Source organism: Pseudomonas sp. GL-RE-29 (assembly GCF_019947275.1).
Classification (GTDB): Bacteria; Pseudomonadota; Gammaproteobacteria; order Pseudomonadales; family Pseudomonadaceae; genus Aquipseudomonas; species Aquipseudomonas fluorescens_A.
The window spans coordinates 1-12,800 of record NZ_JAGYGD010000063.1; the positions used below are offsets into that span (position 1 = coordinate 1).

At 60.1% G+C, this 12,800-nt stretch carries 15 protein-coding genes; 9 read left to right on the forward strand and 6 right to left on the reverse strand.

Translation table 11 applies throughout. From position 1 onward, the window contains the following. Positions 1–518: 518 nt before the first annotated feature. From scpB to KGB21_RS28855, 4 genes are all read right to left on the reverse strand, one after another. Positions 519–1,490 (reverse strand): SMC-Scp complex subunit ScpB, encoded by a 972-nt coding sequence (scpB, locus tag KGB21_RS28840; protein WP_034146229.1) that lies wholly within the window; start codon positions 1,488–1,490, stop codon positions 519–521. Positions 1,491–1,501: 11 nt separating this feature from the next. Next, entirely contained in the window at positions 1,502–2,200 is a 699-nt protein-coding gene (locus KGB21_RS28845; protein ID WP_172668628.1) for a segregation and condensation protein A, read from the reverse strand. 120 nt (positions 2,201–2,320) lie between these two features. After that, the gene (locus KGB21_RS28850; protein ID WP_034146405.1) at positions 2,321–2,950 is read right to left on the reverse strand and encodes an L-threonylcarbamoyladenylate synthase; all 630 of its coding nucleotides are present in this window, start codon (positions 2,948–2,950) and stop codon (positions 2,321–2,323) included. 13 nt (positions 2,951–2,963) lie between these two features. Continuing rightward, entirely contained in the window at positions 2,964–3,827 is an 864-nt protein-coding gene (locus KGB21_RS28855; protein ID WP_034146227.1) for a PHP domain-containing protein, read from the reverse strand. 87 nt (positions 3,828–3,914) lie between these two features. Here KGB21_RS28855 and KGB21_RS28860 point away from each other — a divergent pair, with 87 nt between their 5' ends. The 6 genes from KGB21_RS28860 to KGB21_RS28885 all read left to right on the forward strand — a co-directional run bounded on the left by KGB21_RS28860 (position 3,915) and on the right by KGB21_RS28885 (position 8,267). Further along, a complete protein-coding gene (locus KGB21_RS28860) occupies positions 3,915–4,511 on the forward strand; it encodes a septation protein A (RefSeq protein WP_034146226.1) in 597 nt (198 codons plus the stop codon). A gap of 1 nt (position 4,512) precedes the next feature. Beyond that, positions 4,513–4,812 (forward strand): YciI family protein, encoded by a 300-nt coding sequence (locus KGB21_RS28865; RefSeq protein WP_008156126.1) that lies wholly within the window; start codon positions 4,513–4,515, stop codon positions 4,810–4,812. Between the two features lie 111 nt (positions 4,813–4,923). Continuing rightward, positions 4,924–5,337, forward strand: coding sequence for a translation initiation factor 2 (locus KGB21_RS28870; protein WP_034146225.1), 414 nt, complete (start codon positions 4,924–4,926; stop codon positions 5,335–5,337). 7 nt (positions 5,338–5,344) lie between these two features. Further along, entirely contained in the window at positions 5,345–6,022 is a 678-nt protein-coding gene (locus tag KGB21_RS28875; protein WP_034146224.1) for a response regulator transcription factor, read from the forward strand. Between the two features lie 265 nt (positions 6,023–6,287). Continuing rightward, the gene (locus KGB21_RS28880; RefSeq protein ID WP_223507499.1) at positions 6,288–6,737 is read left to right on the forward strand and encodes an LTXXQ domain protein; all 450 of its coding nucleotides are present in this window, start codon (positions 6,288–6,290) and stop codon (positions 6,735–6,737) included. A 186-nt stretch (positions 6,738–6,923) separates the two neighbouring features. Further along, a complete protein-coding gene (locus KGB21_RS28885) occupies positions 6,924–8,267 on the forward strand; it encodes a sensor histidine kinase (RefSeq protein ID WP_034146222.1) in 1,344 nt (447 codons plus the stop codon). A gap of 106 nt (positions 8,268–8,373) precedes the next feature. On the opposite strand, the gene KGB21_RS28890 is transcribed toward KGB21_RS28885, so the two are convergent. Continuing rightward, positions 8,374–8,940 (reverse strand): NAD(P)H nitroreductase, encoded by a 567-nt coding sequence (locus KGB21_RS28890; RefSeq protein ID WP_034146221.1) that lies wholly within the window; start codon positions 8,938–8,940, stop codon positions 8,374–8,376. 121 nt (positions 8,941–9,061) lie between these two features. Between KGB21_RS28890 and KGB21_RS28895 the strand changes: the two genes are divergently transcribed. Continuing rightward, positions 9,062–10,516 (forward strand): TrkH family potassium uptake protein, encoded by a 1,455-nt coding sequence (locus KGB21_RS28895; protein ID WP_034146220.1) that lies wholly within the window; start codon positions 9,062–9,064, stop codon positions 10,514–10,516. Here KGB21_RS28895 and KGB21_RS28900 read toward each other — a convergent pair. Beyond that, positions 10,473–11,534, reverse strand: a complete 1,062-nt coding sequence (locus KGB21_RS28900; RefSeq protein ID WP_080757817.1) for an AraC family transcriptional regulator — start codon at positions 11,532–11,534, stop codon at positions 10,473–10,475. The two genes, KGB21_RS28895 and KGB21_RS28900, sit on opposite strands and share 44 nt — an antisense overlap. Before the next feature lie 161 nt (positions 11,535–11,695). Between KGB21_RS28900 and KGB21_RS28905 the strand changes: the two genes are divergently transcribed. Both KGB21_RS28905 and KGB21_RS28910 read left to right on the forward strand, forming a co-directional pair. Then, positions 11,696–12,007, forward strand: a complete 312-nt coding sequence (locus KGB21_RS28905) for a DUF962 domain-containing protein (RefSeq protein WP_034146218.1) — start codon at positions 11,696–11,698, stop codon at positions 12,005–12,007. Positions 12,008–12,025: 18 nt separating this feature from the next. Next, positions 12,026–12,616 (forward strand): HD domain-containing protein, encoded by a 591-nt coding sequence (locus KGB21_RS28910; protein ID WP_034146217.1) that lies wholly within the window; start codon positions 12,026–12,028, stop codon positions 12,614–12,616. Positions 12,617–12,800: the final 184 nt, after the last annotated feature.

The window sequence follows — 12,800 nt, forward strand, 5'->3', positions numbered from 1 at the left end:
GGCGTTCGGCTTGCCGGCGATACTTGGTTTTCCGCCGACCGGTGGTGCAGACGCTGTAGGCCTTCTGTAGGAGCTGGCTTGCTAGCGATGCGGTCAAAGCGGTGTATCTGAGTGACCGCGGTGATGCGATCGCCAGCAAGCCGGCTCCTACGGGAACTAGGTCAGTCTTCACGTTCGCGACGTTCGGCTTGCCGGCGGTACCTGGTATTTCCGCCGATCGGTGGTGCGGACGCTGTAGGCCTTCTGTAGGAGCTGGCTTGCTAGCGATGCGGTCAACGCGGTGTATCTGAGTGACCGCGGTGATGCTATCGCCAGCAAGCCGGCTCCTACGGGATCCAGGTCAGTCTTCGAACTCGCGGCGCTCGGCTTGCCGGCGATCCTGGTTTTTCCGCCGATCGGTGGTGCGGACGCTGTAGGCCTTCTGTAGGAGCTGGCTTGCTAGCGATGCGGTCAACGCGGTGTATCTGAGTGAACGCGGTGATGCGATCGCCAGCAAGCCGGCTCCTACGGGATCTAGGTCAGTCTTCGAACTCGCGGCGTTCGGCTTCGATGGCTTCGGCCAGGGCCAGCGCTTCGGCTTCTTCGTCACTGAGCTCGGGTTTCGGATGTTCCAGGGCAGCGACGGCAGCGAGGAGTTTTTCGCGCGCTTCGGCAACGCCGAGGATGTCGTCTTCCTGCTCAGGTTCGATTTCTGGCTCAGACTCCGCTTCGATCTGCACGACTTCGGTCTCCGGCTGAACGTCAGCGAATTCCGCATCAGGCTCGGACGCCTCACCATCGCGCAACAAGTCATCGAAGTCAGTCTTGAGCCCCTCCTCCATGGTGTCCAGTTCCAGCAACAGCGTATGGAAACTGGTCTCTTCCTTGGGTTCTTCCGGCTCGGCGCTGGCGTCCGCCAGTTCTTGCAAGCCTGGTGGCACCGGCGCGTCGTCGAAATCGAGTACCGGATCGGGCTCCAGTTCGCGCAGTTCGGCCAGTGGCGGCAGATCGTCGAGGTTTTTCAGGTTGAAGTGATCGAGAAACGCCTTGGTGGTGGCGAACATCGCCGGCTTGCCCGGCACGTCGCGGTAACCGACGATGCGGATCCACTCGCGCTCCATCAGCGTTTTGACGATCTGACTGTTGACCGCCACGCCCCGCACGTCCTCGATCTCGCCCCGGGTGATCGGCTGGCGATAGGCGATCAGGGCGATGGTTTCGAGCATTGCGCGGGAATAACGTTGCGGGCGCTCTTCCCACAAACGACCGACCCACGGCGAAAACTTTTCGCGGATTTGCAGGCGATAGCCCGAGGCAACCTCCTTGAGTTCGAAGGCGCGGCCATCGCAGGACTTGGCGAGAATCGTCAGTGCTTTCTTGAAAACCGGCGGCTCGGGCCGTTCGCCCTCTTCGAAGAGTTCATACAGGCGCTCCAGGGATTGCGGTTTTCCCGAGGCCAACAGAAAGGCTTCGAGCAAAGGTGCCAGCTCGCGGGGTTCACTCAGGTTCATGATTCGACTCGTTATTCGGCTCGGGCTCGCACGTGGATCGCCGCGAACGGCTCATTCTGCACCAGCTCGACCAAAGATTCCTTGACCAGTTCGAGGATGGCCATGAAGGTCACCACCACCCCCAGGCGCCCTTCTTCAGCGGTGAACAGCTCGACAAACGGCACGAATCCGCCGCCCTTGAGCCGTTCCAGCACATCACTCATGCGCTCGCGGGTGGACAGCGCCTCGCGGCTGACCTGGTGGCTTTCGAACATGTCGCCACGGCGCAGCACCTCGGCCATGGACAACAGCAACTCGGACAGACGCACGTCCGGCAACAGCTTGCGCGCCCGGGCTTCCGGGGCATCCAGCTTGGGCACCACCACATCGCGACCGACGCGGCTCAGGCCGTCGATGCCTTCGGCGGCCGCCTTGAAGCGCTCGTACTCTTGCAAGCGGCGGATCAGTTCGGCGCGCGGGTCGTCTTCTTCGTCTTCGACGGTTTCGGCGCGCGGCAACAGCATCCGTGACTTGATCTCGGCCAGCATCGCGGCCATCACCAGGTACTCGGCGGCCAGTTCCAGGCGCACCGACTGCATCAACTCGACGTAGCCCATGTACTGGCGGGTGATTTCCGCCACCGGGATGTCGAGGATGTTGATGTTCTGTTTGCGGATCAGGTACAGCAGCAGGTCGAGCGGGCCTTCGAAGGCTTCGAGAAACACCTCCAGCGCATCCGGCGGGATGTACAAGTCCAGCGGCATTTCCAGAACCGCCTGGCCATAGACCATGGCGAAGGGCAGCTCTTGCTGGGCTCCGGCCTGACTGTCGACGGGTTCGACTGCGGACATCTAGGCCTCGGCCATGAACGGCGTGGGGTCGCCGCAACCGACGCGAATCACTTCCGGCTCGCCATCGGCGAGGTTGATCACGGTAGACGCCTTGATCCCGCCGAAACCGCCGTCGATGATCAGGTCGACTTGATGCTCGAGCAGCTGACGCATTTCATAGGGATCGGTCAGCGGATCGGTATCGCCGGGCAAAATCAGGGTCACGCTCATCAGCGGTTCGCCGAGCTCTTCCAGCAGCGCCAGGGCAATCGGATGGCTCGGCACCCGCAGGCCGATGGTGCGTTTTTTCGGGTGCAACAACAGCCGCGGGACTTCGCGGGTGGCGTTGAGAATGAAAGTGTACGGCCCCGGCAAGTGCGCCTTGAGCAAGCGGAACAGACCGGTGTCGATTTTGGCGAAAAGCCCCAGTTGCGACAGGTCGCTGCAAATCAGCGCGAAGTTGTGCTTGTCATCCAGCCCGCGCAAACGGCGCACTCGCTCCACAGCGTTCTTGTCGCCGATCTGGCAACCAATGGCGTAGGACGAGTCTGTGGGATAAATCACCACCCCGCCGTTGCGGATGATTTCGACAGCCTGTTTGATCAGGCGCGCTTGCGGGTTTTCCGGATGAATCTGGAAAAATTGACTCACATTCTCTACCTGTTCAGACGGCGGCAATAATTGGGTCATGTTTGAATCGACACCACAGGGGTGGCAGATCCTCCGGAATCGGGCGGTACTCACCGATCTCAGACCAGCCTCCAGGGCCATGAAAATCACTGCCGGCGCTGACCAGCAGACCGAACTCGCGGGCCAGAATGGCCAGGCTGCCCACTTGCTCGGCAGGCTGAAAGCCATTGACCACCTCGATTGCGTGGCCCCCTGCTTGAATATAGTCGGCAATCAGGCGCCGACGTTTGCTTCGGGTGAATTCATAGTGCCAAGGGTGGGCCAGACTGACCCAGGCCTTGGCCGCGCGCAGGGTTTCGACGGTATCTTCCAGGGTCGGCCAGTGTTGCTTGACGTCGCCCAGCTTGCCGGCACCCAGCCATTTGCGGAACGCTTCGGCGCGATCCTTGACGAAACCTTCGCGCACCATCCAGTCGGCGAAGTGCGGACGGGCCGGCGCGTTGCCGCTGTCGCCCAGTTCCTTCTGGATTTCCCGGGCGCCTTCCAGCGCGCCGGGCATGCCTTTCAGCGCCAGTTTGCGGCCGATTTCTTCGGAGCGCAGCCAGCGTCCCTCGTGCAATTTGGCAATCGCCTCGACCAACGGTGGGGCGTTGACGTCGAAACCGTAGCCCAGCACGTGAATGGTCGCGCCACCCCAGGTGCAGGACAACTCGACACCGTTGACCAGTTGCATGCCCAGCGAATTCGCCGTGCTGCGCGCCTCTTCGAGGCCTTCAAGGGTGTCGTGATCGGTCAACGCCAGGACTCGCACGCCGTTCTCGAACGCACGCGTGACCAGAACCGCAGGCGCCAGGGCGCCATCGGAGGCCGTGCTATGGCAGTGCAAATCAACATTCACAGGGCTTTGTAACCTCAAATCAGCTGGCGCTATCGCGCGCCCATATGTTTGTTATTATGCCGCCACATCCTGCTTCTGGCTGCCACTGTGAAACAATTCATCGATTTCATCCCGCTCCTGCTGTTTTTCATCGTCTTCAAAATCGATCCACGGGTCGTCGACATCGCCGGCCACGAGGTAACTGTAGGCGGTATTTACAGCGCCACCGCGATGCTGATCATCAGCTCCCTGGTGGTCTACGGCACGCTGTTCATCAAACAGCGCAAGCTGGAGAAGAGCCAGTGGCTGACCCTCATCGCCTGCCTGGTCTTCGGCAGCCTGACTCTGGCCTTCCATAGCGAAACCTTCCTGAAATGGAAAGCCCCGGTGGTGAACTGGCTGTTCGCACTGGCGTTCATTGGCAGTCATTTCATTGGTGAACAACTGCTGATCAAACGCATCATGGGCCACGCACTGACGCTGCCTGATGCTGTATGGACGCGCCTGAACATCGCCTGGATCGCGTTTTTCCTGTTTTGCGGCGCCGCCAATCTGTTCGTCGCGTTCACTTTCCAGAGCTACTGGGTCGACTTCAAGGTCTTCGGCAGCCTGGGCATGACTTTGCTGTTCCTGGTCGGCCAGGGCATCTACCTGTCCCGCCATCTGCACGACGCCGATACCACAACGCCGAAAACCGAGGACTGACATGCTTTACGCAATCATTGCCACAGACGTCGCCAACTCCCTGGAAGCCCGCCTGGCCGCACGGCCTGCTCACCTTGAGCGCCTGCAAGTGCTCAAGGGCGAAGGTCGTATCGTATTGGCCGGCCCGCACCCGGCGGTCGACAGCAATGATCCGGGCGCGGCGGGTTTCACCGGCAGCCTGATCGTTGCCGAATTCGACTCCCTGAGCGCCGCCCAGGCCTGGGCCGACGCCGATCCGTACATCGCCGCCGGCGTCTACGCCAACGTTTCGGTCAAGCCGTTCAAGCAAGTCCTGCCGTAATTTCCTCTCTGCGCGGTGAACCTTGTCGGTTCATCGCGCGCTCAATCGCTCATTATTCTCGTTTGCCGGCCGACAACTTCCCCAATACTCGTATTGGAACCAGGAGTCGCGATGCGCAAAGGTCCGTTGTGTCTGATGTTGGTCACGTTGTCGATCGTGGCCCCCGCCCACGGTGAAGAACACGCCGAGGGCGCAAGCTCGACGCCGCTGTCCCTGAGCGCCGGCACCCAGATTAACGAGTTGCAGCAACGCTTGAAGGAAAGCGAGCGGCAACGGGAAGAGCTGAACAAACAATTGCAAACAGCCGATGGTGAACGCGAAAGCGCCCAACTGGTCCGGTTGCGCCAGGAGAACCAGCGTCTGAAGCTGCAACTCAAGGAAGTGCAGGCCGGCAGTTCGATACCGCGCTTGTTGACTGATCAGCAGCAGTGGTTTGTCATCGGCGCCGGAGTAGCGCTATTGGCCCTGCTCTGCGGTATCTTCGCCAGTGGGGCAAGTCGAAAACGTCGACAATGGCTAAATTGAGTGAGTCATGAGCGAGCTGTTACTAATTGATGATGATCAGGAGCTGTGCGAGCTCCTGAGCAGTTGGCTGAGCCAGGAAGGGTTTCAGGTCCGTGCCTGTCACGATGGCCAGAGCGCCCGTCGTGCGCTGGCCGAAACCTCCCCGGCGGCCGTGGTGCTGGATGTGATGTTGCCCGATGGCAGCGGCCTGGAATTGCTCAAGCAGTTGCGCAGCGATCATCCGGACTTGCCGGTGCTGATGCTGTCGGCCCGCGGCGAACCGCTGGACCGCATCCTCGGCCTGGAACTCGGCGCCGACGATTACCTGGCCAAACCCTGCGACCCTCGGGAACTGACCGCCCGCCTGCGCGCCGTATTGCGCCGCAGCCACCCGGCGGCGGTGTCCAGCCAGGTGGAACTGGGCGACCTGTGTTTCAGCCCGGTGCGTGGCGTGGTCAGCATCGATGAACAGGAATTCACCCTCACCGTTTCCGAAAGCCGTCTGTTGGAAGCCTTGCTCAAGCAGCCCGGCGAGCCACTGGACAAACAGGAACTGGCGCAAATCGCCCTCGGCCGCAAGCTGACCCTGTACGACCGCAGCCTCGACATGCACGTCAGCAACCTGCGCAAGAAGATCGGCCCGCACCCCGATGGCCGTCCGCGCATCGTTGCGCTGCGTAGCCGCGGTTATTACTACAGCCTCTGACACACCGCGTCGCCTGGATCGCCAGCAAGCCGGCTCCTACACGGTCCCTGCAGGAGCTGCCGCAGGCTGCGATCTTTTGATCTTGATCTTGAAAAACAAAATCAAAAGATCGCAGCTTTCGGCAGCTCCTGCGGGGTTGATGTTTGTCAGGTCGGCGGAAAACCATCTTTACCCAAGCTTTACGTACCGCTGACCGCCACTGACCTTGATCTGCGTAATCTGTACTCATCCGGAACGTACCGGGAATGAGACAAGGAGATTCACCATGCGCAAGACTCTTATCGCTCTGATGTTCGCCGCCGCTCTGCCGACCGTTGCCATGGCCATGCCTGAAGGCACCGGCCCGATGGGTGGCCCGATGGACGGTTCGCGCCACGGCGGTCAGATGCACGGCATGCACGGCAAAGGCCCGTACAGCCAACTGGACCTGAGCCGCGAACAGCGTGAACAGATCCGCAAGATCATGGGCGAGCAGATGCACGAGCGTAAGCAAGTGGTCGACAAGTACCTGGAAAAACTCTCGCCAGCCGATCAGAAAGCCATGAAAGACGAAATGGCTGCCAACCACAAAAAAGCTGAAGCCGACGTACGCGCCTTGCTGAAGCCGGATCAACAGAAGCAATTCGACGAGATCCAGAAGAAACAAGCTGAGCGTCGCGCCGAATGGGCCGAGTTCAAGGCCTGGAAAGCGCAACAGGCACAAAAAGCGCAATAATGCGCTAACCCCAGGCCCAACGGTTGAACACCGTTGGGCCTCATTGCTTTTGATCTACTGTAGGAGCGAGCCTGCTCGCGAAAAGCGCATAGACAACACTTGTTGCCTGATCCCCCGCGTTATCGTTGACGTCCATCGCGAGCAGGCTCGCTCCTACATGGATTTATGTTTGTTTGAGGATTTTCTGTGCGCTCATTGTTCTGGCGGATTCTGGCCAGCTTCTGGCTGGCCATCGCTCTGGTTGCAGGGCTCTCCATTCTGCTCGGGCACATGCTCAACCAGGACGCGTGGATACTCAGTCGCCATCCGGGCCTTAACACGCTGGCCGAGCAATGGACGCAGACCTACGAAACCCAGGGCGAAGATGCAGCCCAGGACATTCTTGAGCAGCGCAAACGCCAATATCATATCGACGTCCAGGTGCTCAACGAGAGCGGCGACCCGGTGGTGCGCGGCACCTTCCCAAGGCGCGCGGCGGCGTTTGAGGCGCGGCAGAACAACGATGATCGTCGCCTGCCGTGGCGGCGCCTCACCGATGAGTTCACCAGCGACAAAAGTGGTGACACCTACCTGTTCATCTACCGCATTCCACACCCGGAACTCGACGCCTGGCATCGCGAAAGCTTGCTGTGGCCGTTGAGTGCGCTAGGTATCGCCCTTGTGGTATTGACCCTGTTCAGCCTGCTGGTGACCTTTTCCATCACCCGCCCGCTCAGCCGATTGCGCGGCGCGGTGCATGACCTTGGGCAAACCACTTACCAACAAAACAGCCTGGTCAAACTGGCCAACCGCCGCGACGAATTCGGCGTGCTAGCCAACGACTTCAACCGCATGGGCGCACGCCTGCAAAGCCTGATCGGCAGCCAACGGCAATTGCTGCGGGACGTGTCTCACGAACTGCGCTCCCCGCTTGCCCGGCTGCGCATTGCGCTGGCGTTGGCCGAGCGGGCCAATCCGGAAGAGCGGGAAAAACTCTGGCCGCGCCTGACTCGCGAATGCGACCGGCTCGAAGCGCTGATCAGTGAAATCCTGGTGCTGGCGCGGGTCGATGCCGACAACGCCAGCGCTGAAGACGTGGATCTCAACGCTTTGCTCAACACCCTGCAAAAAGATGCGCAACTGGGTTCACCGGATCAACTCGTCCATCTCGAGGCCGAGACGCAACTAAGTCTGAAAGGCTGGCCGACCATGATCGAGCGCGCCGTCGACAACCTGCTGCGTAACGCCCAACGCTTCAATCCGGTGGGCGGCCTGCCGATTGAAATGCAGGCGTTGCGTCACGGGGAGCGGATTGTGGTGACCGTGCGCGACCATGGGCCGGGGGTCGATTCGGCGCATTTGAATCAGCTCGGTGAGCCGTTCTTCCGAGCGCCGGGGCAGACAGCGGCGGGGCATGGTTTGGGATTGGCCATTGCACGCCGAGCGGCGGAGCGCCACGGCGGGAGTCTGGTGCTGGCCAATCATCCGGAGGGTGGGTTTATTGCCAGTCTGGAATTGCCGTTGGTGCCGGGGGCCGTCGTCCAACCTTGAACCCCTGTGGGAGCGAGCCTGCTCGCGATAGCGGTCTATCAGTCACTTCAGTGTTGAAGCTTCTGCCGCCATCGCGAGCAAGCTTGCTCCTACAGGTTTTGCGGTGTCAGGCTTTACCGGGCCAGGCGCTGACAAACTCCGCCAGATCAACCTTCTCCGCTACCCGAGGTTCTTTCTGCGGCGTGCCAAGGTAAAGAAACGCAATCACCTCCTCCCCTTCCGCCAGGCCCAACCCCTTGGCCACATGCGGCGAGTAAGCCAGATCACCCGTACGCCACACCGCGCCAATCCCTTGCGCATAGGCCGCCAACAAAATTCCGTGAGCCGCACAACCCGCCGCCAGCAACTGCTCGGACTTCGGATATTTGACGTGATCCTGCACACGCGCAATCACCACGACCACCAGCGGTGCACGCAGTGGACCGTTGCGCGCCTTGTCGATCGCCGCTTCAGTGACTTCGCCGTCCTGCTGCTTCGCCGCTTCAGCCAGCAACTCGCCCATTTGCTCACGCGCCGCGCCTTCGACAGTCAGGAAACGCCAAGGCTGCAAATGACCGTGATCCGGAGCCCGCATGGCGGCGCCAAACAGCGCTTCGCGCTGTTCCTGGGTAGGGGCCGGCTCGATCAGTCGCGGGACGGAAACACGGTTGAGCAAAACGTCGAGAGCCTGCATCGGCCACCTCCTGAAAAAAATGTTTGGCTATTCTAGCGGTATCCACCTTCAGAGTGCCGGTTTACATGCCCTGCCCCGCAGGTAGAATGGCGCCCTTCCTTATTTCAGCCGAGCGGAATTCATGGCGTTGCCGACCTTACGTCTCATTGGTTTCATCATCGGCATCTTCCTGATAACCCTGGCTATCGCCATGGTCGTGCCCATGGCCACGCTGGTGATCTTCGATCGCACCGGCGACCTGCCTTCGTTTCTCTGGGCCAGCATGATCACCTTTGTCGCCGGCCTGGCGATGGTCGTTCCCGGACGCCCCGAGCACGTACACCTGCGACCACGGGACATGTACCTGCTGACCGTCAGCAGTTGGCTGGTGGTGTGCATCTTTGCCGCACTGCCGTTTTTGTTGACCCAACACATCAGCTATACCGACTCGTTCTTCGAAAGCATGTCCGGCATCACTGCCACCGGTTCGACAGTCCTTAATCACCTGGACGACATGTCCCCCGGCATCCTGATGTGGCGCTCATTGCTGCACTGGATCGGCGGCATCGGCTTTATCGGCATGGCGGTTGCAATTCTGCCACTGCTGCGCATCGGTGGCATGAGGCTGTTTCAGACCGAGTCGTCAGACCGTTCCGAAAAAGTCATGCCCCGTTCGCACATGGTGGCGCGATTGATCGTAGCGGCCTACGTCGGCATTACCATTTTCGGCAGCCTGGCGTTCTGGTGGGCTGGGATGAGCCCGTTCGATGCGATCAACCATGCGATGTCGGCGATTTCCACCGGCGGTTTCTCCACCTCGGACCAATCCCTGGCCAAGTGGACGCAACCGGCGGTGCACTGGGTTGCAATCGTCATCATGATTCTCGGCAGCCTGCCGTTCACCCTGTACGTGGCGACCCTGCGCGGTAACCGCCGCGCGTTGATCAAGGATCAACAGGTTCAAGGTTTGCTCGGCATGTTGCTGGTGACCTGGCTGGTGTTGGGCACCTGGTACTGGTGGACCACCAAGCTGCATTGGCTGGAAGCGCTGCGACATGTGGCGCTGAACGTGACTTCAGTGGTAACGACCACCGGTTTCGCACTGGGGGACTACAGCCTGTGGGGAAATTTCTCGCTGATGCTGTTCTTCTATCTGGGCTTTGTTGGCGGCTGTTCCGGCTCGACGGCGGGCGGGATCAAGATTTTCCGTTTCCAGGTCGCCTACATCCTGCTCAAGGCCAACCTTAACCAGTTGATTCACCCCCGCGCGGTGATCAAGCAGAAGTACAACGGTCACCGACTCGACGAAGAGATTGTGCGGTCGATCCTGACCTTTTCGTTCTTCTTTGCCATCACCATCTGCGTGATCGCGCTGCTGCTGTCGCTGCTCGGTGTGGACTGGATGACCGCCCTCACCGGCGCGGCCAGTACCGTTTCCGGCGTCGGCCCGGGACTGGGCGAGACCATCGGCCCGGCAGGTAACTTCGCTTCCCTGCCGGACGCGGCCAAGTGGATTCTCTCGTTCGGCATGCTCTTGGGCCGACTGGAGATCATTACGGTGTTTGTGCTGTGTATTCCGGCGTTCTGGCGTCACTGACCGGCGCAGGCGTTTCCAGCAACCGCGCCCGGTACTCGCCGGGAGTGGCGTCGAACCAGCGGCGGAAGGCGCGGAAGAAGTTGCTCGGATCGGCGAACCCCAGCAGGTAGGCAATTTCCAGCAGGGTCATGGTCGGTTGCGCCAGATACTGCTCGGCCAGCTCACGACGGGTATCGTCGAGCAACGTCTGAAAACTTGTGCCCTCCTCCTGTAAACGCCGCTGCAAGGTGCGTTGCGACAGGTGCAGCGTCTGCGCCACCGCATCGCGTTTGGGTTCGCCCTGGGGCAGCAATCGGCATAACACCTGCCGCGCCTTGTGCGTGACACGACTCTCGGAGAACCGCGCCAGGTATTCGCCGGCAAAGCGGTCATGCAACAGCGCCATGGCCTCGTTGGCGGTCGGCAGCGGCGCTTCCATGTCCGCGCGTTCAAAAATCAATGCATCGTACGGCGCGTTGAACACCAGCGGCGCATGGAAAGCTTGTTTATAAGGTTCGAGATTGGCCGGTTGATCGCCCTGCACCAGCACTTTGCGCGGCTGCAGCGTGCGCCCGGTCAGCCAGCCGCACAGCGCCAGGGCGCAGGCCAGCGAGGCTTCAGCGCTTTGCCGGGTTGGCGGCAGATGATCGCCGTGCACGGTCAGGATCAACGCGTAGCCCTCATCCAGCAGGCGGAAACTCAGATCAGCGCTTTCGGCAATGATCCGCTGGTAGCGCACCAGTCGCTTGAAGCCTTCAGCCAGGGTCTGACTGGACATCAAGGCGTAGCCGGTCACATGAAACTGTGCCGGTCGCACCACTTTGCCCATGTTGAGGCCGATCGCCGGGTTGCCGGACAGCTCAACCGCACGTTGCCACAGTCGTGTCATGGAATCTTGCGGGAAGCGGGCATCCGGATCATCCAGTGCCGCGAAGTCAAGCCCCAGCTGTTTGAACAGAGCCCGGCAATCCAGGCCGTCCATTTCCAGTGCTTTGACAATCCCCATTGCCCAGCTTGCAGAAGTCGTTCTTTCGCTCATGGCGTTTACTGTCTTGGTGAGCCGTCTGTCGCGGCGAATTTACCGAAGGATACTAAAGTGGCGCCTATTGTCACTGGCTGGCGCCAATGATCACTCTAGACTCAAATAAGCTACCCGCAGAACAACTTGCAGCCAGAACAATAACCACAGAGACCGCGGTCGTGGAAAACATCAAGCGTTTCAACAGCTTCGCTGAGTTTTACCCGTATTACCTCAGCGAACACAGCAACAGCACTTGCCGACGACTGCACTTCATCGGGACCACGCTGGTTATTTTCATTTTGGCGCTGACCATCGGTCGTGGTGCCTGGATGTTGTTGTGGGTGTTGCCGGTCGCAGGTTACAGCTTCGCCTGGGTCGGACATTTCTTCTTTGAGAAGAATCGTCCTGCAACCTTTCAGCACCCTTTCTACAGCCTGCTCGGCGATTTCGTCATGTATCGGGACATGATTCTGGGACGCGTGCCGTTCTAGATCACAAGAGGATTGCCGATGAATGCCAATGCCCGTTTCACCCATATGAAAGATGGCACGCAGGAAGACTGGGCGATCATCGCCGCGGATTTCAGTGCCTACGCCCGTCAATTGCCGAGCCGGATCGTGGCGCACCTGAAGCTACTGGAGGGTGATTTTGGTGGTTTCCCGGTGGATCGCCTGACCCACTCGCTGCAAACCGCCACCCGTGCCTGGCGTGATGGCCGCGATGAAGAATATGTGGTGTGCGCGCTGCTCCACGACATCGGCGACACCCTGGGTTCCTACAACCACCCGGACATCGCTGCGGCGATCCTCAAGCCGTTCGTCAGTGCCGAGAATTTATGGATGGTGGAGAAGCACGGGATTTTCCAGGGCTACTACTTCTTCCATCACCTGGGCATGGACCGGCACCTGCGCGAGCAATTCAGCGACCACCCGCAATACCAGACGACCATTGAGTTTTGTGCCAAGTACGATGCGGCAGCGTTTGACCCGGCGTATGACACCCTGCCGCTGAGTTTCTTTGAACCGATGATGGCGCGGTTGTTTGCGCAGCCGAAGAACTCGATTTACAAGGCGGCGATGGAAGAGCATTCGACTGCCTGAAGATCGCAGCCTGCGGCAGCTCCTACAGAGGAATGCATTTCCCTGTAGGAGCTGCCGTGTTGCGGTCGAATTTTTTTAGACCATGATGTAGGAGCGTCGATCTAAGGAAGCATCATGGGTTATCGGGTTGTCACGTCAGAGGAAAAAGCAGAAGCCATTCGCTTGGTTGTGGAGATGCATTACT